This is a genomic window from Nocardia sp. NPDC051981 (assembly GCF_040680715.1).
Lineage (GTDB): Bacteria > Actinomycetota > Actinomycetes > Mycobacteriales > Mycobacteriaceae > Nocardia.
In genome coordinates this window covers 194,871-217,770 of sequence record NZ_JBFAXK010000009.1, presented here as the reverse complement: position 1 = coordinate 217,770, position 22,900 = coordinate 194,871, and the positions used below count along the sequence as shown (strand labels likewise).

The 22,900-nt window shown below is 69.1% G+C and carries 27 protein-coding genes and 1 pseudogene; 7 read left to right on the top strand and 21 right to left on the bottom strand.

Going from position 1 to position 22,900, the window contains the following annotated elements; all coding sequences use genetic code 11:
• Window positions 1-129: 129 nt before the first annotated feature.
• Entirely contained in the window at window positions 130-1,152 is a 1,023-nt protein-coding gene (locus AB0L60_RS18740) for an Lrp/AsnC family transcriptional regulator (RefSeq protein ID WP_364615129.1), read from the bottom strand.
• Window positions 1,153-1,246: 94 nt separating this feature from the next.
• Between AB0L60_RS18740 and AB0L60_RS18735 the strand changes: the two genes are divergently transcribed.
• The gene (locus AB0L60_RS18735; protein ID WP_364615126.1) at window positions 1,247-2,659 is read left to right on the top strand and encodes a DHA2 family efflux MFS transporter permease subunit; all 1,413 of its coding nucleotides are present in this window, start codon (window positions 1,247-1,249) and stop codon (window positions 2,657-2,659) included.
• A gap of 78 nt (window positions 2,660-2,737) precedes the next feature.
• Here AB0L60_RS18735 and AB0L60_RS18730 read toward each other — a convergent pair whose 3' ends face one another.
• The 3 genes from AB0L60_RS18730 to AB0L60_RS18720 form a co-directional block, all read right to left on the bottom strand.
• On the bottom strand, window positions 2,738-3,190 hold the full coding sequence (locus AB0L60_RS18730) for a nuclear transport factor 2 family protein (protein ID WP_364615123.1): 453 nt from the start codon (window positions 3,188-3,190) through the stop codon (window positions 2,738-2,740).
• Between the two features lie 38 nt (window positions 3,191-3,228).
• The gene (locus AB0L60_RS18725; RefSeq protein ID WP_364615260.1) at window positions 3,229-4,110 is read right to left on the bottom strand and encodes a pyridoxamine 5'-phosphate oxidase family protein; all 882 of its coding nucleotides are present in this window, start codon (window positions 4,108-4,110) and stop codon (window positions 3,229-3,231) included.
• A gap of 226 nt (window positions 4,111-4,336) precedes the next feature.
• Entirely contained in the window at window positions 4,337-4,789 is a 453-nt protein-coding gene (locus AB0L60_RS18720) for a VOC family protein (protein WP_364615120.1), read from the bottom strand.
• A 153-nt stretch (window positions 4,790-4,942) separates the two neighbouring features.
• Between AB0L60_RS18720 and AB0L60_RS18715 the strand changes: the two genes are divergently transcribed.
• Window positions 4,943-5,464: a CGNR zinc finger domain-containing protein gene (locus tag AB0L60_RS18715; RefSeq protein WP_364615117.1), complete on the top strand. Its 522-nt coding sequence runs from the start codon at window positions 4,943-4,945 to the stop codon at window positions 5,462-5,464.
• A 16-nt stretch (window positions 5,465-5,480) separates the two neighbouring features.
• Here AB0L60_RS18715 and AB0L60_RS18710 read toward each other — a convergent pair whose 3' ends face one another.
• From AB0L60_RS18710 to pgsA, 15 genes are all read right to left on the bottom strand, one after another.
• Window positions 5,481-5,876 carry a hypothetical protein gene (locus AB0L60_RS18710; RefSeq protein ID WP_364615114.1) on the bottom strand — a complete coding sequence of 132 codons (396 nt, stop codon included), beginning with the start codon at window positions 5,874-5,876 and terminating at the stop codon, window positions 5,481-5,483.
• A 10-nt stretch (window positions 5,877-5,886) separates the two neighbouring features.
• The gene (locus AB0L60_RS18705) at window positions 5,887-6,078 is read right to left on the bottom strand and encodes a DUF3046 domain-containing protein (protein WP_040859434.1); all 192 of its coding nucleotides are present in this window, start codon (window positions 6,076-6,078) and stop codon (window positions 5,887-5,889) included.
• Between the two features lie 111 nt (window positions 6,079-6,189).
• A complete protein-coding gene (locus AB0L60_RS18700; RefSeq protein ID WP_364615109.1) occupies window positions 6,190-7,353 on the bottom strand; it encodes a nucleotide disphospho-sugar-binding domain-containing protein in 1,164 nt (387 codons plus the stop codon).
• Window positions 7,354-7,455: 102 nt separating this feature from the next.
• Window positions 7,456-8,169: a PIG-L deacetylase family protein gene (locus AB0L60_RS18695; protein ID WP_364615106.1), complete on the bottom strand. Its 714-nt coding sequence runs from the start codon at window positions 8,167-8,169 to the stop codon at window positions 7,456-7,458.
• 77 nt (window positions 8,170-8,246) lie between these two features.
• A complete protein-coding gene (locus AB0L60_RS18690; RefSeq protein WP_364615103.1) occupies window positions 8,247-9,398 on the bottom strand; it encodes an ROK family protein in 1,152 nt (383 codons plus the stop codon).
• A 25-nt stretch (window positions 9,399-9,423) separates the two neighbouring features.
• Entirely contained in the window at window positions 9,424-10,851 is a 1,428-nt protein-coding gene (locus tag AB0L60_RS18685) for an ABC transporter permease (protein ID WP_364615100.1), read from the bottom strand.
• A 13-nt stretch (window positions 10,852-10,864) separates the two neighbouring features.
• Window positions 10,865-11,638: an ATP-binding cassette domain-containing protein gene (locus AB0L60_RS18680; protein WP_040859440.1), complete on the bottom strand. Its 774-nt coding sequence runs from the start codon at window positions 11,636-11,638 to the stop codon at window positions 10,865-10,867.
• 12 nt (window positions 11,639-11,650) lie between these two features.
• The gene (locus tag AB0L60_RS18675; RefSeq protein ID WP_364615095.1) at window positions 11,651-12,805 is read right to left on the bottom strand and encodes a substrate-binding domain-containing protein; all 1,155 of its coding nucleotides are present in this window, start codon (window positions 12,803-12,805) and stop codon (window positions 11,651-11,653) included.
• A 124-nt stretch (window positions 12,806-12,929) separates the two neighbouring features.
• Window positions 12,930-13,874, bottom strand: coding sequence for an NADP-dependent oxidoreductase (locus AB0L60_RS18670; RefSeq protein ID WP_364615092.1), 945 nt, complete (start codon window positions 13,872-13,874; stop codon window positions 12,930-12,932).
• A gap of 71 nt (window positions 13,875-13,945) precedes the next feature.
• Window positions 13,946-14,122 (bottom strand): hypothetical protein, encoded by a 177-nt coding sequence (locus AB0L60_RS18665; RefSeq protein ID WP_040859444.1) that lies wholly within the window; start codon window positions 14,120-14,122, stop codon window positions 13,946-13,948.
• A gap of 230 nt (window positions 14,123-14,352) precedes the next feature.
• The gene (locus tag AB0L60_RS18660) at window positions 14,353-15,261 is read right to left on the bottom strand and encodes a hypothetical protein (RefSeq protein WP_364615088.1); all 909 of its coding nucleotides are present in this window, start codon (window positions 15,259-15,261) and stop codon (window positions 14,353-14,355) included.
• Between the two features lie 387 nt (window positions 15,262-15,648).
• Window positions 15,649-16,476, bottom strand: coding sequence for a phage shock protein PspA (gene pspA / locus AB0L60_RS18655; protein WP_354839563.1), 828 nt, complete (start codon window positions 16,474-16,476; stop codon window positions 15,649-15,651).
• 186 nt (window positions 16,477-16,662) lie between these two features.
• Window positions 16,663-17,106, bottom strand: a complete 444-nt coding sequence (locus AB0L60_RS18650) for a helix-turn-helix transcriptional regulator (RefSeq protein ID WP_354839560.1) — start codon at window positions 17,104-17,106, stop codon at window positions 16,663-16,665.
• Window positions 17,107-17,187: 81 nt separating this feature from the next.
• A complete protein-coding gene (locus AB0L60_RS18645) occupies window positions 17,188-17,682 on the bottom strand; it encodes a CinA family protein (RefSeq protein ID WP_364615257.1) in 495 nt (164 codons plus the stop codon).
• A 52-nt stretch (window positions 17,683-17,734) separates the two neighbouring features.
• A complete protein-coding gene (pgsA, locus tag AB0L60_RS18640) occupies window positions 17,735-18,412 on the bottom strand; it encodes a CDP-diacylglycerol--glycerol-3-phosphate 3-phosphatidyltransferase (protein WP_364615083.1) in 678 nt (225 codons plus the stop codon).
• Window positions 18,413-18,532: 120 nt separating this feature from the next.
• On the opposite strand from pgsA, the gene AB0L60_RS18635 reads away from it, so the two are divergent.
• Complete coding sequence (locus tag AB0L60_RS18635) at window positions 18,533-19,075, top strand: amino-acid N-acetyltransferase (protein ID WP_364615080.1); 543 nt, start codon at window positions 18,533-18,535, stop codon at window positions 19,073-19,075.
• A 43-nt stretch (window positions 19,076-19,118) separates the two neighbouring features.
• Window positions 19,119-19,403: a YciI family protein gene (locus AB0L60_RS18630; RefSeq protein ID WP_354839554.1), complete on the top strand. Its 285-nt coding sequence runs from the start codon at window positions 19,119-19,121 to the stop codon at window positions 19,401-19,403.
• On the opposite strand, the gene AB0L60_RS18625 is transcribed toward AB0L60_RS18630, so the two are convergent.
• Entirely contained in the window at window positions 19,404-20,516 is a 1,113-nt protein-coding gene (locus AB0L60_RS18625) for a Gfo/Idh/MocA family oxidoreductase (RefSeq protein WP_364615076.1), read from the bottom strand. It abuts the gene before it with no gap.
• 90 nt (window positions 20,517-20,606) lie between these two features.
• On the opposite strand from AB0L60_RS18625, the gene AB0L60_RS18620 reads away from it, so the two are divergent.
• Window positions 20,607-21,200, top strand: coding sequence for a TetR/AcrR family transcriptional regulator (locus AB0L60_RS18620; protein ID WP_364615073.1), 594 nt, complete (start codon window positions 20,607-20,609; stop codon window positions 21,198-21,200).
• A gap of 50 nt (window positions 21,201-21,250) precedes the next feature.
• Window positions 21,251-21,679 carry a TIGR03668 family PPOX class F420-dependent oxidoreductase gene (locus tag AB0L60_RS18615; RefSeq protein ID WP_364615070.1) on the top strand — a complete coding sequence of 143 codons (429 nt, stop codon included), beginning with the start codon at window positions 21,251-21,253 and terminating at the stop codon, window positions 21,677-21,679.
• Here the strand turns inward: AB0L60_RS18615 and AB0L60_RS18610 are convergent.
• The gene (locus tag AB0L60_RS18610) at window positions 21,642-22,442 is read right to left on the bottom strand and encodes a glycosyltransferase 87 family protein (protein ID WP_364615067.1); all 801 of its coding nucleotides are present in this window, start codon (window positions 22,440-22,442) and stop codon (window positions 21,642-21,644) included. The two genes, AB0L60_RS18615 and AB0L60_RS18610, sit on opposite strands and share 38 nt — an antisense overlap.
• Between AB0L60_RS18610 and AB0L60_RS18605 the strand changes: the two are divergent.
• Window positions 22,411-22,887, top strand: a pseudogene (locus AB0L60_RS18605) (Gfo/Idh/MocA family oxidoreductase); the annotation flags it as partial. The gene AB0L60_RS18610 and the pseudogene AB0L60_RS18605 sit on opposite strands and share 32 nt — an antisense overlap.
• Between the last annotated feature and the right edge of the window lie 13 nt (window positions 22,888-22,900).

Below are 22,900 nucleotides of genomic sequence, written 5' to 3'. Positions count from 1 at the left end.
TGCTGTGGTTGGCGCCCACGTTAGAGGGCGGCACCGACAAGTTCCGACGACGAGCTTAGACGAACAGGTGTTCGATGCAAGTGACGCGCTGGGCGACACGCGAAAGACCCGGCGGCAAGCATTCGGCAATCAGGGCAGCACCGCGAGCTTCTGCGCGTCGACCAGCGTCTGCGACTGCTTGAACACCCGCAACGCCGTCGTCACCTCGATATCCCGGATGCCGGGCAACGCACCGAGCCGTTCGGTCACGTAGCGGTACAGATGAGCATTGTCCCGGCAGACCAGCGACGCGGTCAGATTGGCCGGCCCGGTGATCGCCGCCAGGTAGGCGACCTCCGAATGCTCCGAGATGGCCTTGCCCACCTCCTCCAGCCGCGCCGGATCCACCCGCATCCACAGCACCGCGCGACACGTGTAACCCATGAGCTGCAAAGCGAAGTCGAGGTCGAAGTAGAGCACGCCGGACTCGATGAGCTCGCTCATCCGCCGGGCCACCCGGGTCGCGCTCCAGCCGGTGGCGGCCGCCAGCCGCGCGTAGGGCGCGCGTCCGTCCCGCGCCAGGATGGCCATCATCGCCTCGTCCTCGCGCGACAGCGTGACCTGGGTCTCCGGACCCACGGGCTCCCACATCGGCGGCCGCGGGCCGAGCTCGCGCAGCTGCTCCGCGGTGAAGAACCGGTCGTAGCGGGGCCACTCCTCGGGGAACGGAAACTGCCGCATCACCTCGTGCACCGTCAGCCCGACCACCGAACTGGCGCGCGGAATTACGCGCAGCAGCAACTCGTCCCGCCGCTCGATCGACCGCGTGCGGCCCGCGCACATGATCTCGAAACCACTGGTCAACAGCGACACCCAGCTCAATTCCGGTACCCGCGCGAGAGATTCGGCCAGGGCGACGGCCTTGGCGGGCGTCGAGGTGATGCGCATGACCCAGCGCGGCTGCCCCAGCGGCACCGTGTTCACCTGGCCCGCCACATGAATCATGCCGCGCGAGCGCAGTGACCGATACCGCCGCGCCACCGTCTGCTCGGAGACGCCGAGGATCGCCCCCAGCCGCGCGAACGGGATGCGCGCATCGGTGACCAGGCCGTGCACGATCTGCTTGTCGAGCACGTCCAGGACGGAGGAATCATCCAGCTCTTCCTCGAACATAGGAGGAATCTACCGCATCGATCCGGACAGCTAGGTGGATCCAAGCGCCTATCCCATGCTTGGAGACGAAATCGTTCGTTCTCTGGAGGTTCTCATGCGGAAGTGGTTGCCCCTCTTCGCCGCGTGCCTGGGCTCACTGATGCTGCTCATCGACGTCACCATCGTGAATGTGGCGCTGCCGGACATTGCCGCCGACCTGGGCACCGGCCTGTCCGGGCTGCAATGGGTCATCGACGGCTACGCGCTGGCGCTGGCCGCACTGCTGCTCATGCTCGGCTCGCTCGCCGACCGGTTCGGCGCGAAACCCACCTATCTGATCGGCCTGGCCCTGTTCGCGGCCGCCAGCCTGGCCTGCGGTGTCGCCGGGTCGGCGGGCGTGCTGGTGGCGGCACGCGCGGCGCAGGGCATCGGCGGCGCGGCCATGCTGGCCACCACGCTCTCGCTGCTGCACGCCACGTATACCGGTCGTGATCGCGGCATCGCGTTCAGCGCGTGGGGCGCGGTGTCGGGTGCGGCGGCCGGTATCGGCGTGGTACTGGGCGGCGTGCTGACCGATCTGCTGTCGTGGCGGTGGATCTTCTTCGTCAACCTGCCGATCGCCGCGATCGCGATCATGTTGTCCGCCTTGGCGTTCGGGCCGTCGCCGCGGCACGCGGACCGGCGCATCGACGTCGGAGGGATGCTGAGCTTCACCGTCGCGGCGACCGCCGTCACCTACGGCATCATCCGGGGCGGCGAGCACGGCTGGGGTGATCGCGGGGCGGCGGTGGCACTGATCGCCGGCGCGTTCTCACTGATCGCGTTCATCGTGCTCGAATCCCGCAGCGCGGCACCGATGTTGCCGCTGCCGCTACTGCGCAGCGCGGGCTTCACCGCGACGCTGATCGCCGCGGTCGGCATGAGCTTCGCCGCCTTCGCGTCCAGCCCGCTGGTGTCACTGTGGCTGCAGCAGTACCTGCACCTGACCCCGCTGCGGGCCGGGCTGTCGATGCTGCCGATGTCGGTGTGCGCCTTCCTGACCTCGGGCATCTTCGGCCGGTTCCTGCACGAGGTCGCACCGAAGTGGACGATCGGCGGCGGCCTGCTGACGATCGGCGCGGGCAGCTCCCTGCTGACCCTCATCGACTCCGGATCCTCCTGGACCGCCGCCATTCCCGGCTTCCTGGTGATCGGTGTCGGCGTGGGCGTGATGGCTCCGCCGCTGATGGCGGTAGGCATGGCCGCGGTCCCGCCGCGGCAGAGCGGCACCGCCGCCGGTGCGATCAACACCGCGCGGCAGCTGGGCCTGGCACTGGGAGTCGCGGTGCTGGGCACCGTCCTCCGCGACACGAGCGATGCGCACCCGATGACTCACGGCTTCGTGGACGGGCTGAACTCGGCGACGCTCACTGCGGGCGTCTTCGGAATCGTCTCAGCCGCGGTTGTTTTCGCCCTCTACACCCGCGCCTCGCTCCACACCCCCGAGACCCCCGTCCTCAGCCCGCCCGAGCCCGCGGCGGTTGTCTGACCTGGAAATCAAGATCAGGGAGCTCTCACGGTGGAATTCGCCCGAATTCCCCGCAGTGAGAGCTCCCTGATCTTGTTGTCACCGAAGAGGGAAGCCCAGGGCGTCCTCGTCGGGGGTCCGGGGGCCGAAGATGCGGCGGTCGGACTCTGCGATGGGGACGTCGTTGATGCTGGCCTCGCGGCGGGACATGCGGCCATCGGGGGCGAATTCCCAGAGTTCGTTGCCGTAGCTGCGGTGCCACTGGCCCTCGTCGTCGTGCCATTCGTATTGGAAGCGGACCGCGATGCGATTCTCCGTGAAGGACCACAGGTCCTTGCGCAGCGCATAGCCGTTCTCCTTGGCCCACTTGCGCTTCAGGAAATCGACGATTTCGGCGCGGCCGGTGAGGAATTCGTCGCGGTTACGCCAGACGGAATCCTCGGTGTACGCCTGGGCGACCGTCTCGGGATCGCGCGTGTTCCAGGCGTTTTCGGCAGCGCGGACTTTGAGCCTGGCGGATTCGAGGTCGAAGGGAGGTAGCGGAGGACGCATGAGGGAGACCTTTCGATTCGGTGCGGGTGGGCTGGACGCTAGGGATTGGCCGGGGACAGCTCGGGTTCGCTCCAGCGCAAGGGTGTGGCATTCGTGATTTCGACGACTTCGGTGAGGGTGAAGTCGATGGCGCATTGGGCACCGAGCGTGAAAGCGGCTTCCTCCCAGGTGATCTCGGCGGTACCGGTGAGTTGCAGGGTGGTGCCGGTACGCCAGTCGGGAATCAGGAGGCCGCAGCGCGGGTCGGCGACGATATTGCCGAGGGTCATGAACATGGAGTTGCCACGGTAGTCGGGCCAGCGCAGGCGGGCCGGGGAAAGCACCTGCAGGAAGCCGGGATTGCCGCCGCGATGGGACGCGTCGGCATTGCCGTCGACATCGGCGGACGCGATGAAGAACGCGTCGGCACGGGCGATGAGCTGCCGTTGCGACTCGTCCAGCGCGCTGGTCCGGCGTACCGTGGGAGCCCCGCCCGTCGCCCACTCCTCGATGCCGCGGCGGGAGATGTACTTCGGGCAGTTCGAATACACCTGCTCGGTATCGATGTGCAGCCCGGTCGCGGTGGGTGCGATCACGCCATTGACCCGCATCCGCCGCCGCAATTGCGGCTGCAACGCGATCATGCCGACATGCCGTGCGCCGCGCAGCGATTCGGCGAGCGGATCGCCGGCCACCGGCAATGCCTCGACCTCGATCGCCCGCTCCCCGGAGGCGTACACGAACCCCGGCGGCCCAACCAACTGCCCCGCCCACATCCGCCCACCGTCATCCGCGGCAGCCACCACGATCATCGGCTGGTCCGCCAGGAATGCCGCCGCCGCGGCCGGAATATCAGCGCGGATCATCCGCCCGACCCGCTGAGCGATATCCTCCTGCCCCATGCGCCGCTGCACGGCCAATTCCCCAGGGTGATAGCCGATCCCGCTCGCCGCCACGACACCCTTCGACGTGGCGCCACCGGCAGTCACCGTATCGGTGGTCGATCCGGACCCGGAGGCCTGCGTGCCGGCCTTATCCGTGGCCGATGCCTTGTCGCCGTGGTGCGCATCGCGTGTCGAGACGGCGTTCATGTGAGCTCCCATCGGGCCGCCTGCGGAGGTGACCGTCTTCTCGGGTGAATTCTGGTGCTGGTGGCGGTATTCCGGATCAGAAGAAGCCGCAGGTGGGGGCGGCGCCGGAGGGGGCCGGGGCGTGGTCGGCGCCGGAGGGGGCGTAGATCTCGAGGCGGATGCCGTCGGGGTCGATGAAGAAGATGCCGCCGGAGGAGGCGCCCTCACCATGGGCGACCACGCCGTCGTGGGCGAAGGCGACATTCAGGGCCTTCAAAGCGGATTCCACCTCCCGGACCTGGTCGATGGTGTCGACCTGGAACGAGAGATGGTGCAGGCCGGGGGTTTTGGCGGAGAACTCGCCGTCGCTCTGCTGCCAGAGGGTGACCTGGAGTTTGCCATCGCGCCCGAGGAAAGCGAAGCGCTGGGCGCCCTCGCCGCCGGCGCCGAGCTGTTCGAAACCGAGGGCGCGACGGTAGAAGTCCACCGAGCGGTCGAGATCGGTGACATTGAGGCCGATGTGCCCGGTCGCGAGAACAGGTGCGGTCATGAGGAACCCCTTAGGAAGTTTAACCATCATAGTTTGTTTGACAGGTTAGAAACTAGCGGCGGCGAAGGCCTATCGTCAACCCCTATAGTTGGTTTTGCCGGTTAGAAAGGAGTCGTCGGGCCGATGCGCGCACTACGGCGGTTACCCTCAGGCGTGCCAGAACCACGCCCCCACCTCGGTGAACCGCTCGCCCTGGACCTGCTCAACACCCGCTGGATCGCGGCGACGGGACCCCGGGACCTGCTCACCGACGTGTCCGGGCTGCGCGGGTGGCTGGCCGACAACGACCTCGACCTGCCCGCCGACGAGGCGACGCTGCACGCGCTCGTGACGACCCGGGAAGCGATCCTGCGCGCGGTCCGCGGCGAGACCGCCGACGACCTCAATACCGTCCTGGCGCACGGCCGCATCCGCCGCGCTCTCACCCCGGACGGCCCGGCCGCGCTCCCCGAGGTCGCCGATCCGGCCTGGCTACCCGGCTGGCTCGCCGCCGACAACCTGCTCGACCTGCTGGCGAGCACCCCGGACCGCATCAAGCAGTGCGCGCACCCGCAGTGCGTCCTGTACTTCCTGGATACCTCCAAGAACGGCACTCGCCGCTGGCATTCCATGGCGGCCTGCGGCAACCGCGCCAAGGCCACCCGGCACTACGCGAAGAAGACGCAGGCGGAGTAGGCGAACCTCCCGCGGCTCAGAACAATTCGTCGAGCAGGCGGTAGTAGGCCAGCCGCGCCGGATCGGGATCGAGCAGGCCGTAGGCGGCGAAGAATGCCTCCACCTCGCCGGCGCCGAAATCATCGCCGAGATCCCAGCCCGGCGAATCCGGCTGCACCGAGGCCACACTCGGCACTCCCGCATCGACGAGCACCAGCATGTCGTCCTCGAAGACCGCGATCTCCGGCACCGCCATCGACCGCCCCCGCAGCCACCGATACCGCGGAAACTCCGCCACCGCGACCGCACCACGCTTGACCCAATACGTTCCATTGGCCCGGACGACCCCGCCACTGCGCCCCTCGTGATCGTCCGACCACGCTGGATTCGGCCCGAGCAGCTCCGCCACGCGCGGCGGCAGCCGCAGACTCACGCGGATCTGCTCACCATCGCGACTTCGGCACGTCGAATTCCGCGCACAGCGCCCGCCACACGTCGCGGGGATCCACCCCCGCCTCGATGGCCTGGGCCCCCGTCCGCCCCATGGACGGCAGTACATGATCGGTCAGCAGCACGTCTCCCCGCGCCGTCCCGAACTCGGTATGCAACAGCTCCTGGAACTCCGTCAACCGCACGGCCGCGAGCCTACGCCACCGCCCCGCACCCGGGCCAAACCCAGCCGCGGCCACCCACCGCCTCCGGCGACCGCCTCGCGGTGTCCTGCCAACCGGCGTCGCGAGCGAACGTCAGGTGGCGGGTGGGGATTCGACGGCGGCGCGGCAGATTTCGACCGGGTCGGTGACCACGGTGATGCCGGTGGCGGCGGAGTGGGCGGCGGCGGTGTAGGCGGGATCGTCGAGGATGCGTTTGACGGCGTCCCGGACGGCTTCGGGGGTGACGGGGCGGACCAGGATCGAACTGCCCTGGCGGGCGGCGCGATTGGCGAGTTCCCACTGGTCGCCGCCGCCGGGGGCGGTGACGATGGGGACACCGGCCAGCAGGGATTTGGCGAGCAGGCCGTGGCCGCCGCCACCGATCACGACCGAGGCGTGGCGCAGGATCTCGTCCTGGCGGCCCAAACCGGCTGTGGCCCAGGACGGGAGGTCGGCGGGCGGGGTGTCGAGCATGGAGACGGCGACCCGGACGCCTGCGCCTTCGAGCGCCTCGAGGGCGATGTCGGCCAGGCCCGCCGTACCGGTCTGGGCGGTCGAGGGGGCGACCATGACCAGGGGGGCGTCACCGGGCGGTAGATCCAGGATGTGGTCGGTCGGCTCCCAGAGCAGCGGGCCGACGAGGTGCGCATTGTCCGGCCAGTCGGGGCGCGGCACCTCGAGGGCGGGCAGGGTGGCCACCAGGCGGGCGGTCGGGCCCGGGTCCTCCGGCGGCAGGCCGATGCTGGCGCGGGCCTGCTCGCGTTGCAGTTCCCCGCGCCGGATGGCCCGCGACGTCAGCCCGCGCAGGACCGAGTCCCGGGCGCGCCCGCGCATGCCCTCCCCCGCGGCGAGCCCACTCCCGATGGGCGGCAAGCCCTTCGACGGCAGGTACAGCGGGTGCGGTGACAGCTCCACCCAAGGCAGCCGCAGCCGCTCCGCCGCCATCCCGCCCCCGACGGTGAGCACGTCCGACACCACCAGTTCCGGCAGCATGGCGCTCAGATCGGGCAGGATCTCGGTCGAAATGTGCGCGGCCCTTTGATGAATCCTGGCGCCCGCGTCACTGTCGTCGTCCTCGGCCCGGGGTGCGAGGCCCTTCAGCCGCCGCACCCCGATCCCGGCCTCCCGGGCCGCGTCGAACCACCGCGGGCTGGTGAACAGCACCGGCTCGTCGCCCGCGGCCAGCAACCGCTGACACAACGCCAACGCCGGAAACGCATGCCCCGGATCAGGCCCGGCCACCACCGCTACTCGCACGGCCCCAGGGTGCCACACCCGACCGACGCACCCGGCACCTTCACCCAGTGTGGTGGTCCGTGTCACTCGACCACCAGCGCGCCCGGCGCCGGGACTGGCCGCTCAGCCCGCGAAGTGGTAGAGCTCGAAGGTCAGGGCGTGGGCACCGGGGACGCCTTCCTTGGGGCCGGCGGTCATTTCCAGGACGGCGCGGGCCTGGGTTTCGGCCGAGTCGGGGCTGAGGGCCTCGAGGTAGCGGCGGTGGGCGGTGAGGGATTCGACGGCGGTCTCGAAGGTGCCGGTGACGTCCAGCCCGTAGCTGCCGTCCGGGACGCCGTAGACGGCGGCCCAGCGTGGCGACCAGGCGGGCAGCTCGGCGAGCTCGGGGTGAATCCATTCGTTGCCGGCGTCGGACACAGCGTCCAGGGCGGCGCGGCCGACGGCGCGGTGGTCGGCGGAGTTGGCGTAGCCACGGGCCCAGGTGTCGCCGAAGTTGAACAGCACCACCATCTCCGGGCGGTGGCGGCGGATGGCCGCGGCCAGATCCCGGCGCAGAGCCAGGGATTCCTCGATCCGCCCGTCCGGGTGCCCGAGGAATTCCACCTCGCTGACGCCGACGATCTTGGCCGAGGCCCGCTCCTCGTCCTCCCGCAGCGGCCCGCACTCGGCCGGCGGCAGCCCCGCGATCCCCGCCTCGCCACTGCTGACCAGCACGTAGCGAATGTCCTTGCCCTGCCTGGTCCAGCGCGCGACCGCGGCGGCCGCACCGTATTCGATGTCATCGGGATGCGCGGCGATGACGATCCCGCGCTGCCAGTCCTCGGGAAGCTGCTCCATATCCTGCATTCAACACCAGCCGCCACCGCCCACACCTGGCCGACGCGAACTTCGCACCCCACCGCCACGCCGGGGCGTCACAGCATGGCGAGTACGCCCTCGAAGGCCGCTTCCGCCGCCCCGAGCAGCTTCAGATCCGGGCCCAGACGCGACTTTTCGATGCGAACCCCGCCGAAGGCACGGCTCACCATGCTGCGGCGGTGGACCTGATCGCGGACCCACGTGATGGCCGGTTCGGGGAGCGCGGTGAAGAGGTCGCCGAGCACCACCAGTTCGGGCCCGAGGATATTGACGACATTGACCAGGCCCAGCGTCATCCAGTCGAGATAATCGGCGAGCCTGACTTCCCAATCACCCTGCAGCTCACGGAGTTCGGCGACGATCGCCCCGCGCGGGCCGTGCTCGGGCATGCCGAGGGCACGGCACAGCGCGGCCTCGCCCACCTCGGTCTCCCAGCAGCCTTCGTTGCCGCAGTAGCACTTTCGCCCGCCCGGCCGCACCGTCATGTGGCCGATCTCGCCGAGATACCCCGCGGATCCGCGCAGCAGCGCGGGCTGCGCGATGAGCCCGCCGCCGACCCCGACATCGGCGGAGACGAAGACCGCATCCGCGGCCGTGCGCCCGACACCCCTGGCATGCTCTGCGAGCGCACCGAATTCGGCGTCGTTACCGACGGTGACGGGGAGGTCCAGCACCGCGTGCAGCCGCTGTCCCAGCGCCACCTCACCCCAGCGCAGGTTGGCGGCATTGTGCACCAGGCCGTCCGCGCGCCGCACCACACCGGGAACGCACACGCCCGCCGCCACCGGCCGCAGGCCCAGATCCTCCGCGAGCATGGCCGCCGATTCCGCGACGTGGGTGATCACCTCGTCCGGTTCCCGTTGCCGCCCACGCAGATTCCAGCTGTTGCGTCCCATGACCTGCCCGCCGAAGCCGACCAGCGCGATCCCCACGTGCTCGACCTGCACATCCACCGCCAGCACCACCGCCGCCTGTGGTTGCGGCAGCACCAGCAACGAAGGCCGCCCGGCGCCGCGCGCCAGCCGCGGCACCTTCTCCTCCACCACCCCGTCCTCGGCGAGCCCGTCGACGAGCATCTTGATGGTGGACCGATTGAGCCCGAGCTCGACCGCCAGCGCCGCCCGGGTGGCGGGGCCTCCGATGTGTAGCAGCCGCAGGAGGCTCGACCGGTTGAACCGGCGCACCTCGTCCGGTCGGGCGACGGTCATGGACTCGGTAATACCATTGCGCGGCTCAACGGCCCGTAATCGCCACGCGACGTCTCGAGAGCGCGTCGACGGTCGCGGCGAGCAGCAGCACCAGCCCGGTCACGATGGACACCACCGCCGCTGGCTGCCGCAGCAGGCCCAGCCCGTTCGACACCACGGCCAGCACCGCGCCGCCGATCACCGCGTCGGCCACCCGGCCCCGGCCGCCGAACAGGGAGGTGCCGCCGATCACGGCCGCGCCGACCGCGAACAGCAGGGTGTTGAGCCCGCCCGCCTGCGGATCGACCGAGCCGACCTTCGAGGAGTAGACGATGGCGCCGACCGCCGCGCAGGCCGAGCAGATAACGAAAACACTTGCCCGCAACTGGGTTACGTTGATGCCCGCGCGCCGGGCCGCCTCCAGGTTCCCGCCGACGGCATAGATGTGACGGCCGTAGGTGGTGCGGGTCAGCACATAGGTCCCCGCGACCAGCAGCACCAGCACGATCGGAACCACATACGGCACACCGGAGATCACGATCAGCTTGCTGGGTGAACGATTCACGGTGAGCAGCGCCGTCACCACGATTGCGAACCCGCTGAGCGCCACTACTTTCGCGACCACCAGCGGCGTCGGCGACGTCACCAGCCCGCGACGCCGGCGCCGCAGATGCCCGCCCAGCGTGACCGCCGCATAGCCACCGGCCGCCACCACACACAGCAGCCAGCTCCCGGCCGTGGACAGATTCCCGTTCGCCACCGCATTGAGCACGTGCGAGGAACTGATCCCCAGCACCCCGCCCTCACCGATGAGCTGCAGGATCACCCCCTGCCACGCCAGGAACAGCGCCAGCGTCACCACGAACGACGGCATCCCGATCTTCGCGATCAGGAACCCGGTGATGCATCCGATGGCCGCGCCCACACACACCGCCAACAGCATCTCGATCCACGGATTCGCCTGAAACCCGATGACCGTCAGCACGATCCCCAGCACCGAGAACACCACCCCCGGCCAGATCCGCAACAGCCCCGCCAGGATCGCGGCCAGCACGAGCATGGCGTTGAACACGAAGAACACCGTGGATCCCATGCCCGTCAACAGGTTCCCGTTGTCGACGTAGTGCATGGCCAGCACCGCCCCCGCCACTCCGGACGCCGTGCCCGCCGACAGATCGATCTCCCCGATCAGCAGCACGAACACGATCCCGATGGCGATGATGGTCTGCCCCGCCCCCTGCGCCAGCAGGTTCGCAATATTGTTGAGCGAGAAGAACACATCCGACATCAGCGAGAACAACACCACCAGTGCGATCAGGCCCAGGATCGCGGGCAGGGATCCGATATCCCCGGCGCGCAGCCGGGCCGCGTAGTCGCGCACGGCTTCTCGCGTCGACCGCGTCGTGGTGTCGATCCCGAAGTCGGTGATGGCGGTACCCGGCTCGGCCGCCGCCGATTCCGAAACATTGGTCATAGCAGTGGCTTCCTCACAGCACCGCGGCTTCCGGCCGCGCCAAGCCCAGATCGCCGGAACGGCCGGCGGTGATCAACTCCACCACCTGGCCGGTGGTGACATCGGCGGTCCGCACCTGCGCGGCCATCCGGCCCAGGTACAGCACCGCGATCCGATCGGCGACCTCGAACACGTCGGCCAGGTTGTGGCTGATCAGCACCACCCCCAGCCCCTGTTCGGCCAGCCGCCGCACCAGATCCAGCACCTGCCGGGTCTGCGCCACCCCGAGCGCCGCGGTGGGTTCGTCCAGCAGCACCAGATTGCTGTTCCACAGCACGGCTTTCGCGATGGCCACGGTCTGGCGTTGCCCGCCGGACAGGGCTGCGACCGGGGTGCGCACCGATTTCACGGTGCGCACCCCCAACGAGGCCAGGGTGCGCCGCGCCGCCTCCTCCATGCTCGCCTCGTCCAGCAGCCACGGCTTGCCGCGCTCCCGGCCGAGGAACATATTGGCCACGATGTCGAGGTTGTCGGCCAGGGCCAGGTCCTGGTAGACGACCTCGATGCCGAGCGCCGCCGCATCCTTGGCGCCACGCAGGTGTACGGGTTCGCCGCGGAATCGCACCTCGCCGGAGTCGGCGGCGTGGATTCCGGCAACACATTTCACCAGCGTGGATTTGCCCGCGCCATTGTCGCCGACGAGTGCGGTGACCTCTCCCGCCGGCACGGTGAGGTCCACGTCGTGCAGCACGTGCACCGGTCCGAAACTCTTGTTCAGGCCGGTGATCTGGAGCAGCGGCTCACTCATGTCTCTCGATCCTCAGGCGATGCCGAGTTCGGTGCAGGCGGACTTCACGTCGCCCGAGCAGACGTCGGAGGCCTTCACGAAGCCCGAGTCCACCACCTGCTTGACCTCTGCCCTGGTGATCAACTGCGGTTGCAGCAGCACCGATTTCACGTCGCGCTTGCCCTTGGGATCCTGACTCACGCCCTGCGCCAGGGCATCCGCGGCCGCCTTGTCCCCCTTGGCCAGGGCCACAGCGAGTTTCGCGGCGTTCTCGGCCTCCTCCTTGATGGGTTTGAACACGGTCATGTACTGGTCCCCGCGCAGCAGCGCCTTGAGACCGTCCACGGTGGCGTCCTGACCGGTCACCGGCACCTTGCCATTGAGGCCGTTCTTCTTCAGCACCGTGATCACCGCACCGGCCAGGCCGTCATTGGCGGCGACCACGCCGTCGACCTTGCCGTTGGCGCCGGTGAGGATCTGCTCGAAGGTGGTGCCGCCCTTCTGGTTGTTCCAGTCGTCGATGGCCTGGCTGCGCACCAGTTTCAGCGCGCCCGAGTCGTAGAGGGGCTGGAGCACCTGCTCCTGGCCCTGGTGGAACAGGGTGGCGTTGTTGTCGGTCGGCGCGCCCTCGATCTCGACGACCTGCGCACCCGGCTTGTCCTTCAGCGCGGTGGCCAGCCCCTGGCCCTGCAGGGCGCCGACCTTCACATTGTCGAAAGACACGTAGTAGTCGGAGGATCCGCCGAGGTTGAGGCGGTCGTAGTCGATGGTCGGAATGCCGGACTGCTTGGCCTTGGCCGCGACCGCGCTGCCCACCTCGCTGTTGATGGAGGCGATGAGCAGCACCTTCACGCCCTTGGCGATCATGCCGTCGGCCAGGGTGGAGAACTTCTGGACATCGCCCTGCGCGTTCTGCACGTCGGCGTCGAATCCGGCCTCGTTCAAGGCTTTCTGCAGGAGCGGCTTGTCGAAGGATTCCCAGCGGGCCGAGGTGGCGGTCTCGGGGAGGATGACCCCGACCGTCCCATTGGCGCCGCCGCCCGATGGCGCACTCGACGAGGAGGTCGTGCTGCTGGAATTGGATCCGCAGGCGGTGAGGGTGAGCAGGCCGGACAGTGCGAGCGCGGCGGCGGCGTAACCCCGTCGGCGTCCGGACTTCGTCGGCGGGAGCGCGCTTTTCGTCCTCATCAGGGTGACCTTTCACGCGGCGGTCACTGGGTTGCGACCGCACACACGGCATATGTTGTGGGCAACAACATATGCCGTGTGAGTCACTCATATGGGACGTTTGGCCAAATCGATGCGGCCCGGTTCAGGGCAGGAGGATCACCTTTCCACCCGCGTGCCCCTCGATGACGAGCTCGTGCGCCGCGGCCGCCTCCGACAGCGGGAACGTCTTGGCGATCGCCAGATCCAGCTTGCCCGTGGACAATAACGGCAACAACTCACGCCAGGCATTGCCGCGGATCTCGGTGCCCGGATCGGCCCCGGGACCCATACCGAGGGCCTTGAACCCCTCCGCGGCCGCCCGATCGAACGCCACGATGGTCGCGATCCGGCTCCGGTCGGCCACCAGTTCCAAAGAGACGTCGACCGCCTCCTCGGTGGCCACCGTATCGAGGGCAACATCGATTCCGTTGGGGGCCAACGCCTTGACGCGATCAGCCAGTCCCGGGCCGTACGCGACCGGCTCGACGCCGTAGGCGCGCAGGCGTTCATGCCGGCTCGGCGAGGCCGTGCCGATCACCCGCGCGCCCCGGGCCACCGCCAATTGCGCGGCCAGCGCGCCGACACTGCCCGCGGCACCGTGGATCAGCACGGTGTCCCCCGGCCCGACGCCGGTCGCGGCGAGCAGATGCACCGCGGTCCCGCCGACACTGAGCACCCCGGCCGCATGCTTCCAGTCCACATCGGCGGGTTTGGGCACGACCCCGGCGGCCGGCACGGTGACGGCGGTGGCGTAGCCGCCGCCCACCGTCGCGATCACCTCGTCGCCGACCGAGATCGGCCCGGCCGGCCCCTCGGCGTCGGGACCCACCGCGGTGACCACTCCGGCCACCTCCAGGCCCAGCCGGATGGGCAACTTGCTGGGATCGGTGCCGAACGCACCGCTGTAGAGCTTGTAGTCGAAGGGATTCACGCCGGCGGCCCGCACCGCGATGCTGACCTCACCCGGCCCCGGCTCGGGCACCTCGACCTCGACCAGCGACAAGACTTCCGGTCCACCGTAAGCGGTGGCAACGACAGCAGTAGCCATCCCGCGATCATACGAAAAAAGGACCGCCCGTCCCGCTACCCGGGGCTGGACGGTCCGAAAGTTTCGGCCGATCAGAACTTGCTCAGCGGCGACTTGTCCTTCGAGCCCGACACCGCCTTGTACAGCACGTACAGACCGAAGATGATGGCGCTCACCAGCAGAATCGGGAACAGTGCCTTGATCAGCCACCCGAGCACCGCGAAGGCGATCCACACGAGGACGACGACGCCGAGAATCTTCCAGAACATTACTGACCTCCCTAGTCTCCGAACCGCCGTCCGCGCGATCCGACACCATCCATACTGCGTCGCCCACCCGAGAAAATCACCAGGTCAGCAGCGAAATCCGGGACAGATCAGGGTTCTCCCCGAGTTTCCTGTCCGAGGCGACAGGCCGCGTTCGCCGGGGCCGCAGCCCGCCGACCTGCAACAGCCCGAGCCACGCCCCGGGAAAGCCGGTTCACAGCGATGCGGACAGGTCAGGGATTGGCGCGGAAGCGCTGATCGGCCAGATCGGTGAGAGCCTGGGCCCAGCCGTCGAGGCGGTCGGCGGCGTCGCGCAGGCCGACCATGGCCCAGCCGAGATCGTCGGCGATGGCCGCGCTCTCGGGAACCGCCAGCACCCGGGCCGCGGCAGCGACCATGCCCTCGTATTCGACGACTCCGCCGTCAAGGCGGATGGAAACGGCCCGAACATACTCGCCCAGTGGCGAATTCGCGCCGAGCGCACCGGCGGCCAGCTCCATGGCGACCACATCCTGTGCCAGTGCGTGCAGGGCGGCGGCTCCGGACGCGGCTGTTTCCAGGGTGTCATTGAGATCGTCCGCGGGAAGCCGGCCCGTCCGTGCGATCTGTGAGTGCAGCCCGTGCAGCGCCCGCTCGGCCCGGACCAATCGGGCGATCGACGCTCGCGCCGCGGACCGGATCGGCGGCAGCTTGCGAGGCACGAAAGCGGCCTGCGGCAGCGGCTCCCGGCGCATCTCCAGATACCGCCGGGCCGTCACCGCGGTCCCGGTGACCAGCGCGACGGCGCCACCACCGACCATGACCACCGCCCAGGCCGGCGCCGAAATCAGCACCAGTCCAACGGTTCCGGCCGTCGTCAGTCCCGAAGCCGTTCCCAGCCGGAAACTCCGACGCCGTGCCCGGCGCCGCTTCCGCAGCTCACGCTCCCGCGGATCCGCCCACTTCCGCACGGCCACCAGCGCCTGCTCCCCCACACCCCGCAACGTATCCGGCAGCCGCTGCGCCAACTCCTCGGGCTCGAACCCGGTGGGCGCCAACACTTCTCGCACCGCCTCGGTGGCCCGCTCCCGCCGCGCCCGCTTGCGCCGGCCGCCATCCGCAGCACCGGCGGGGTCACCTACGCGGACGCCGTATCCGGACACGGGTTGCGAGTGAACCGGTGGTTGCACCGTGGATTCACCCGGCGCGTGGCCGGCACCCAGGGGCGATCCGCGGTCGATTCGCGGCGGCGCGGACGGCCGCGGCACCGGCGTAGCGGATGCCGAGTGATCAGTGAACCCGGCCGGATGGGGCGAGTGGTGCTCCGGCGCTGACGAAATACTCGCTGCCGGTGTGGAAGCCGTTTCAGGCCCGGCGGTTTCGGAGTGCGCCGGAGACTGCGCGGTTGCCGGCGGCGGGAACGGGGAGGGGAAACCCGGGATGGGGTCGGCGGTTCTGGTGCGGGTGCGGCGCAGAAAACGGGCAGGGGAGGTCGCGGGACTGTTGTCGGCCCGCGATCTCCCCATCGTGCACTACCTTTCGCGCAGCAGTTACTGCTGGGCGGCCTGGCCCTTGTTGAAGTTGGGCTGGGCGGCCGGCTGCGCGGGCTGGCCCTGCGGGATCTGCTGCTGGGTGCCACCGGCGGGCAGCGAATCGCCGCGCATGGAGGCGCGGATCTGCTCGAGGCGGTTGTGGCCCGCCATCTGGACGCTGGCCTGCTGGACCTCTAGCATGCGGCCCTGGACCGAGTTGCCCGCCAGCTCGGCGGCACCGAGCGCGTTGGCGTAGCGGCGTTCGATCTTCTCGCGCACCGCGTCCAGGCTCGGGACGGCGCCGGGGGCCGACAGGGTGGAGTCCATCTGCTGCAGCGAGGCCGAGACCTGCTCCTGCATCTTGGCCTGCTCCAGCTGCGAGAGCAGCTTGGTGCGCTCGGCGACCTTCTGCTGCAGCAGCATGGCGTTCTGCTCGACCGCCTTCTTGGCCTGCGCGGCGGCCTGCAGCGACTGGTCGTGCAGCACTTTCAGGTCCTCGACGGACTGTTCGGCGGTCACCAGCTGGGCCGCGAAAGCCTCAGCGGCATTGGTGTATTGGATGGCCTTCTCGGTGTCACCGGCGCCGCTGGCCTGGTCGGCCAGCATAACCGCCTGGCGCGCATTGGCATTGAGCTTCTCGACCTCGTCCAGCTGGCGGTTGAGCTTCATCTCCAGCTGGCGCTGGTTGCCGATCACCGACGCGGCCTGCTGCGACAGGGCCTGATGCTGGCGCTGGGCCTCCTCGATGGCCTGCTGGATCTGAACCTTCGGATCCGCATGCTCTTCGATCTTCGAATCGAAGAGGGCCATCATGTACTTCCAGGCCTTCACGAACGGATTAGCCATCGATTGATCCCGCCTCCATATGACGTGCCGCGCCCCGTAGCGCGACAGTAGTGCGCGACCGTCGCGCACCCCTGTTGTCCCTATCTCCACTGTGCAACGGCCGTTCCGGAGATTTCGGCAACAGCGCGACGCCTCCGGCACGAAGCCTACAGAGAATTTATCCCTTTCGGCTCCACAGCACAGTGATCACTTGGCAGCCACCAGCACCAGACGGTCCGACTTCGGGGCCGGAATCACAATGCGGGGGCCGAAAGTTCCATCCGCGGCCAGGGCAACGTCGCCGTCGCCACCCCGCGGGGTAACCTTCGCGGCCACCTTGGCGAGTCCGGCTTTGGCGGGCACTTTGCCGGCTCCCACGCCCGCGGTGGCCTTGTCGGCGGCCAGCGCGGTGGCCTTGTCGGCGTCGGCCATGGTGGAACTCACGTCGAAGAGCACCTGCGCCAGTGGCACGTCCAGCGCCTGGCAGATGGCGGCCAGCAGTTCACTGGACGCCTCCTTGCGGCCGCGCTCGACCTCCGACAGGTACCCCAGACTCACGCGCGCGGAGGTGGAGACCTCACGCAGCGTCCGGCTCTGGGCAACCCGAGCGCGCCGCAGGCTTTCCCCGATGGCTTCTCGCAGCAGCGTCATCTCGTTCTCCTCACACTCGTCTCGCCGGACCCAGCGTTTGACTGGACAACGTCCGGCGTCGGCCGCGCGTTCCCGGCCTCGTCACTCGTCCCTGACGATGCGGACGAGCTCGGTGACCGCGGCGCGAACCGCGCCCACCCTGATCGTCCACCGGTCCCCCGACAACTTCAACCGAAGTACCTCGGTGGACTCCGGACCCGCTATACCAAGAAATACCGTGCCGACCGGTCGTCCGTCCTGTGGTTCGGGTCCGGCGACTCCGGTGAGCCCGATTCCCCAGTCCGCTTCGCAGCGGCGACGGGCCCCGACGGCGAGCTGTTCGGCGGTGGTCGCGGCCACCGGTCCGTCGGCGGCCAGGGTGTCGGCACTCACACCGGCGAGCGACTGCTTGAGGTCGGTGGCGTAGACGATCAGTCCACCCCGCAACACCGTGCTGGCGCCCGGAATTCCCGCGATAGTGGCGCTGAGCAGTCCCGCGGTCAGCGATTCCGCGGTGGCCACGGTCTGGCCGGCGGCGGCGAGCGCGGCCACCAGCTCGGCGGCGGGCGCCGAGGCGACGAGCGGGTCGGGCGGAATGGGCGGAGCGGTGGCTACGCGGGACAGCGCGGTCTCGACGTCGGGCCGCACGTCACGCCGCACGGCTGCCGCCCGGCGACCCGAACCAGAGGCGGGCCGCTTGCACGACGTAGTCGAGACCGGTGACGACCGTCAGCACGACGGCCACATACATCAAGTCCATTCCGGCCGAAGCGAATCCGCCGGAGAGCGGCAGCAACAGCACGGCTATGGCGACGGACTGCACCAGCGTCTTGAGCTTGCCGCCCCGGCCCGCGGGAATCACCCCGCGCCGGACCACGGCCAGCCGCAGCAGGGTCACGCCCAGTTCGCGGGCCACGATTACGATCGTGATCCACCAGGGCAGATCGTGCAGCATCGACAATCCGACGAGCGCGGCCCCGATGAGCGCCTTGTCCGCGATCGGGTCGGCCAGCTTACCGAAGTCGGTGACCAGGCCGTATTTGCGAGCGAGTTGCCCGTCGATGCGGTCGGTGATGGCGGCGACGCCGAACAGCCCGGCCGCGATCCAGCGCCACTCGGTGTCGTGCCCGCCGTGGGCGAACAGCGCCAGCAGGAAAAGCGGCACGATCAGGATGCGCAGCACCGTCAGCACATTGGCGATGTTCAGCAGTGGCACGGCCGGCGGTTCCGCCGCGGCCTCCGGACGGGGCACGGGGGCGAATCCCGGACACGCCGCAGGACCGGCATCGGTCCAGCGACCCTCCAACTCGTCACGTTGCACGGTCACCAGCGCCCCCACCGGCCGAGACACCGGCCATGGTTTCCGGACCATGCCGGTGTGTGGGAGAGCTGGATGTGCGACACACCGATAAGCCTATCGGTACGCGGGCCGACTACTGTGCACCCCATGACAACACGGGCACCTGACAGTGGTTCGATCGGCGGGCATGCGGCGATGGCGCCGATCGTCCGCCGAGCGCGAACCTCTGACGTGCCCGAGATCAAGAGCCTCATCGACATCTACGCCGGCCGGATCCTGCTCGAGAAGAACCTGGTGACGCTGTACGAGGCGGTCCAGGAATTCTGGGTGGTCGAGCGCGACGGCCAGATCCTCGGCTGCGGCGCGCTGCACGTGCTGTGGGCCGACCTGGGCGAAGTACGCACGGTCGCGGTGCATCCGGACATCAAGGGCACGGGCGCGGGGCGACTGATCGTGGAGCAGCTCATCGCGGTCGCACGGGAGCTGGAGCTGAAGCGGGTGTTCGTGCTGACCTTCGAGGTGGATTTCTTCGCCCGGCACGGGTTCGCGGAGATCGAGGGCACACCGGTGACCGCCGAGGTGTACGCCGAGATGTGCCGGTCCTACGACACCGGTGTCGCCGAATTCCTGGATCTGTCCTACGTCAAGCCGAACACGCTCGGGAATACCCGAATGCTGTTGACGCTCTGACCTTCTCCGTATCCGTACCGACTTCGATCAGGAGCGAGAGCCCATGGCCGTCTTCGCCGTCCACTACGTCTACTCCGAGGCCACCGTCCCCGGCCGCGACATCCACCGGCCCGACCACCGGGCCTGGCTGAACAGCCTGGTCGATGCGGGCACTGTGCTCACCAGCGGTCCGTACCCGGACGGGTCGGGCGCGCTGATCCTGGTCCAGGCCGACGACCTCGAGGCGGTGACCACGCTGTTCGAGAACGACCCGTTCAACCGCGAGGGTCTGCTGACCGACAAGCGCATCGTCGAATGGCAGCCGACCATGGGCGCCTTCGTGTCCTGATCAGGCTTCGACCGTCTCGCGCCGGCCGGAGTCGGCGCTGCGGCGGATCGCATCCAGGACGCGATGCACGTGCAGGCCGGTCCCGAAGGACGGGACCAGGTGGAGGTTGCGGCGGAGGTCGCTCGCCAGACGGTCGTAAAGCCTTGCCACATTGCGGGATTCGATCGGCAGCGTCGCGAAGGGTCCGGTCTCCTCGGGGGTCAGGTCCTGCCACGCCCTGCCCGGGCCGTTGGATCCCAGCAGGCGCAGGTCGCTCATCTGGATACCGCCCGCTCCCGAGGGGCCGTCACTGACAATCACCAGATCACCGTCGGTGCCGGAGATTTCGATGCGGGTGCGGCCGTCGGTGACCTTGCCGTCGTGGATGTGGGCCGATACCGGTATGCCGGTGTCGGTGCGGCCGGTCAGCAGCAGGTGGTCCGGGCTGGTGACCGATATCCGCTCGCCGGTCTCGTCGATGATGGCGAGCGGGTGGCGGATCGCGAGCTCGGCCGAGACCTCGGTGAGCGGGCCGACCAGGGATTCGACCGTCGCGAGGGTGTGGCCACCCGCGACTTCCAGCATTCCCGCGCCGTTGTCACGGTCCAGTGTGTAGGCCGCCCACTGCGGGATGCGGCCGCCCGCGCCCTTGCCGCGGGCCGCGTAGACCGTGACCGAAACCACCTTGCCCACATAGCGACTGTTGACCATCAAGGTTCGCGCACGCTGGACGGCGGGGGCTAGCCCGGCCTGCAGTCCGACGACATGCAGTCCGGGAGCGGCGGCCACGGCCACGATGGCCTCGGCTTCGGCGGTGGTGCGGGTGAGCGGCCATTCGGAGTAGACGTGCTTGCCCGCGGCCACCGCGGCGCGGATCAGTTCGGCGTGCGCGGGGACCTTCACGGTGATGACGACCAGGTCGACATCGGGATGCTCGGCGAGCTCGCGCGCGTCGGTGAAGGCGTGGTTCGCGCCGAACAGGTGGGCGGCCCGTTCGGCGCTCTCGCGGCGGCTGGTGCCGACCGCGGTCAGCTCGTAGTCCGGCAGGGCCCGCAGGGCCGGGAGGTGGGCGCGGGTGGCCCAGCCTCGGTCCGGGTTCGCGCCGATGATTCCCACTCGGATGCGGTCAGACATCACTCACTCCTCCATCAAACGGACTCGATGCGTCCGTTTTGGACGCTAGTCAACCGGACTCGGAAAGCCCACTTTTGCTAGAGTGCGGCCATGACCGCCGTCGATCGCCTGCTGGCCCGGGATGCCGCGCCGACTCCCCGCGCCGATGCCCGCCGGAATCTCGAACGGCTGGTCACGGCCGCGCGGGCGGCGGTGGCGGAGGTCGGGGTGGCGGTTACCGCGCAGGAGATCGCGCAGCGGGCCGGGGTGGGCAAGGGGACCTTCTATCGGCGGGTGCCCTCGCTCGACGCACTACTGACGGCGGTGCTGGAGGAGGTCCTCGACGAGGGCATCGCCGCTGCCGACCGCGCCCTCGCCCAGCCGGATCCGTGGCAAGGGTTCACCGAATTCGCCGGCGCGTACGTGGGTTTGCGGGCGGAGAGCTGCGGGGTCAACGATGCACTGGGCGGCGCGGGCAGTGCCGAGGTGGACCGCTGCATCGGCGATCTGCGCGACCGGCTGCGCGAATTGGTCGGCAGGGCACAGCAGAACGGCTCGATGCGGGCCGATATCGCCTGGGAGGATGTGGCTTTCGCGCTGGCCGGGGTCGGCACGGCCGATCACACCGTCGGCCTGCGGGCGGCCCCGGATCAATGGCGGCGCACGCTGCGCATCGTGCTGGACGGGCTGTCCGCACGCCGGTGACGACCGGTCCGGCGGTGGCGCACTACGGCCGGCGGTCTACCGTCGATCTCGTGCGATCGGATGATGCCACGGCCCTGGCCAGGTTCCGCGCCGCCCGGGTCGCCCGGCTGGCCACCGCCGATGCCACCGGCGTGCCGCACCTGGTTCCCGTCACGTTCGCGGTCTCCCCCGCCGATTCGCCGCTGCTGGTGGTGATCGCGATCGACAACAAACCGAAGACGACCACCGATCTCCGCCGCCTCCGCAATATCGCCGCCAACCCTCGCGTTTCCCTCCTCGCCGATCACTACGACGAGGATTGGACCCGGCTCTGGTGGACGCGTCTCGACGGCACCGCCGACATCCTCGACGGCACGATGGACCGTGAGCTGCCGCTCAGCTGGCTGATCGCCAAATATCCGCAGTACCAAGCAGATCCGCCCGCGGGGCCGATCATTCGGATCACAGTCGACTCGGTGCGCGGCTGGTCGTACGCCTGATGACATAGCCGCTCGCCAGGATGTGGAGCAGGACATAGCAGCCCGCGTAGGTCGGCACCGTGATGTAAGCGAACCACACCGAGTTGTCGGCGCGCGGCATCATGAACAGGCCGATTCCGATGGGGTGTGGTGAATCCTCCATGGGCGGCCGGTCGGAGAAGGTCCACCACCAGCTGAAGGCGACCAGGACGACGACCGTCGGGGCAAGCCAGGTCCAGCGGGTAGCGGCGGTACGGGCTTGATGCCAGGCGAGAATCAGCAAGGGCACGAGCCACACCCAGTGGTGGCCCCACGAGAGCGGTGACGCGCACGCGGCGGTCATGCCGGTGACCGTGATCGCCAGCAGCTCCTGGCGGGCGCGATGGGCAAGGGTCGCCGCGGTGAGTCCGAGGGCCACGACCGGGAGCAGCGCGAGCAGCCACATCCAGGTGGGCGGCTGGAACACGGTCGCCCCGAACGCATTCGACGCGCAGCGCTCGACGTCGAAGAACCGCAGCAGCTGCGCGAGCAGACCGTTGACGGACTGGTTGCCCGGCGAATCGACCGCCCCGACCCGGCCGGCGGCGGTGACCTGTCCGCGCCAGTACGAGTACGCGTCGGCGGGCCGGGCCAGGAAGCCGAGGGCGATGGTCGCCGCGAACGCACCGGCCGCCACGCCCAGCGTCCGCCATTGCCGGGTGCAGGCGAGATAGACGAGGAAGAACGCGGGTGTCAGTTTGATCCCGGCGGCTATGCCGACCCCGAGACCGCGCAGCCGAGCCACATCACGCGGGCGGGTGAGGTCCCAGACGATGAGCAGGGCTCGGGCAGATCAGTGTGTTCCTGGTCACGAACATCCAGGTACGCAACGTATTCGGGTACAGGTCTACGGCAGCAACGAGGCGCTGGTCGGGGCGGACGACCTGGACGCCGTGTACATCCCACTGGCGAACGGCCTGCACGGGCGGTGGATCCGCGTCGCGGTCGAGGCCGGCAAGGATGTGCTGCGCGAGAAGCCGTTCGCTGCCGATGCCGGCGAGGCACGGGAGATCGCCGCGCTGGCAGGCTCATCGGATCGAGTGGTGATGGAGGCGTTCCACTATCGCTATCACCCGCTGACGCAAGCGGCCGAGAAGATCATCGCCTCAGGCGAATTGGGGACGCTGCGGCGGGTGGAGACCGCGCTGTGCTTCCCGCTGCCCAAGTTCTCCGATATCCGATACAACTACGACTGCGCCCGGC

What these genes read in the sequence shown, in the direction of transcription:
- AB0L60_RS18685 (WP_364615100.1), bottom strand. Translation starts at nt 10,851, where the DNA reads ATGACCAATGTTTCGGAATCGGCGGCGGCCGAGCCGGGTACCGCCATC.
- AB0L60_RS18730 (WP_364615123.1), bottom strand. Translation starts at nt 3,190, where the DNA reads ATGCGTCCTCCGCTACCTCCCTTCGACCTCGAATCCGCCAGGCTCAAA.
- AB0L60_RS18735 (WP_364615126.1), top strand. Translation starts at nt 1,247, where the DNA reads ATGCGGAAGTGGTTGCCCCTCTTCGCCGCGTGCCTGGGCTCACTGATG.
- AB0L60_RS18635 (WP_364615080.1), top strand. Translation starts at nt 18,533, where the DNA reads ATGACAACACGGGCACCTGACAGTGGTTCGATCGGCGGGCATGCGGCG.
- AB0L60_RS18675 (WP_364615095.1), bottom strand. Translation starts at nt 12,805, where the DNA reads ATGAGGACGAAAAGCGCGCTCCCGCCGACGAAGTCCGGACGCCGACGG.
- AB0L60_RS18650 (WP_354839560.1), bottom strand. Translation starts at nt 17,106, where the DNA reads ATGACGCTGCTGCGAGAAGCCATCGGGGAAAGCCTGCGGCGCGCTCGG.
- AB0L60_RS18740 (WP_364615129.1), bottom strand. Translation starts at nt 1,152, where the DNA reads ATGTTCGAGGAAGAGCTGGATGATTCCTCCGTCCTGGACGTGCTCGAC.
- AB0L60_RS18690 (WP_364615103.1), bottom strand. Translation starts at nt 9,398, where the DNA reads ATGACCGTCGCCCGACCGGACGAGGTGCGCCGGTTCAACCGGTCGAGC.
- pspA (WP_354839563.1), bottom strand. Translation starts at nt 16,476, where the DNA reads ATGGCTAATCCGTTCGTGAAGGCCTGGAAGTACATGATGGCCCTCTTC.
- AB0L60_RS18625 (WP_364615076.1), bottom strand. Translation starts at nt 20,516, where the DNA reads ATGTCTGACCGCATCCGAGTGGGAATCATCGGCGCGAACCCGGACCGA.
- AB0L60_RS18630 (WP_354839554.1), top strand. Translation starts at nt 19,119, where the DNA reads ATGGCCGTCTTCGCCGTCCACTACGTCTACTCCGAGGCCACCGTCCCC.
- AB0L60_RS18680 (WP_040859440.1), bottom strand. Translation starts at nt 11,638, where the DNA reads ATGAGTGAGCCGCTGCTCCAGATCACCGGCCTGAACAAGAGTTTCGGA.
- AB0L60_RS18695 (WP_364615106.1), bottom strand. Translation starts at nt 8,169, where the DNA reads ATGGAGCAGCTTCCCGAGGACTGGCAGCGCGGGATCGTCATCGCCGCG.
- AB0L60_RS18670 (WP_364615092.1), bottom strand. Translation starts at nt 13,874, where the DNA reads ATGGCTACTGCTGTCGTTGCCACCGCTTACGGTGGACCGGAAGTCTTG.
- AB0L60_RS18620 (WP_364615073.1), top strand. Translation starts at nt 20,607, where the DNA reads ATGACCGCCGTCGATCGCCTGCTGGCCCGGGATGCCGCGCCGACTCCC.
- AB0L60_RS18720 (WP_364615120.1), bottom strand. Translation starts at nt 4,789, where the DNA reads ATGACCGCACCTGTTCTCGCGACCGGGCACATCGGCCTCAATGTCACC.
- AB0L60_RS18665 (WP_040859444.1), bottom strand. Translation starts at nt 14,122, where the DNA reads ATGTTCTGGAAGATTCTCGGCGTCGTCGTCCTCGTGTGGATCGCCTTC.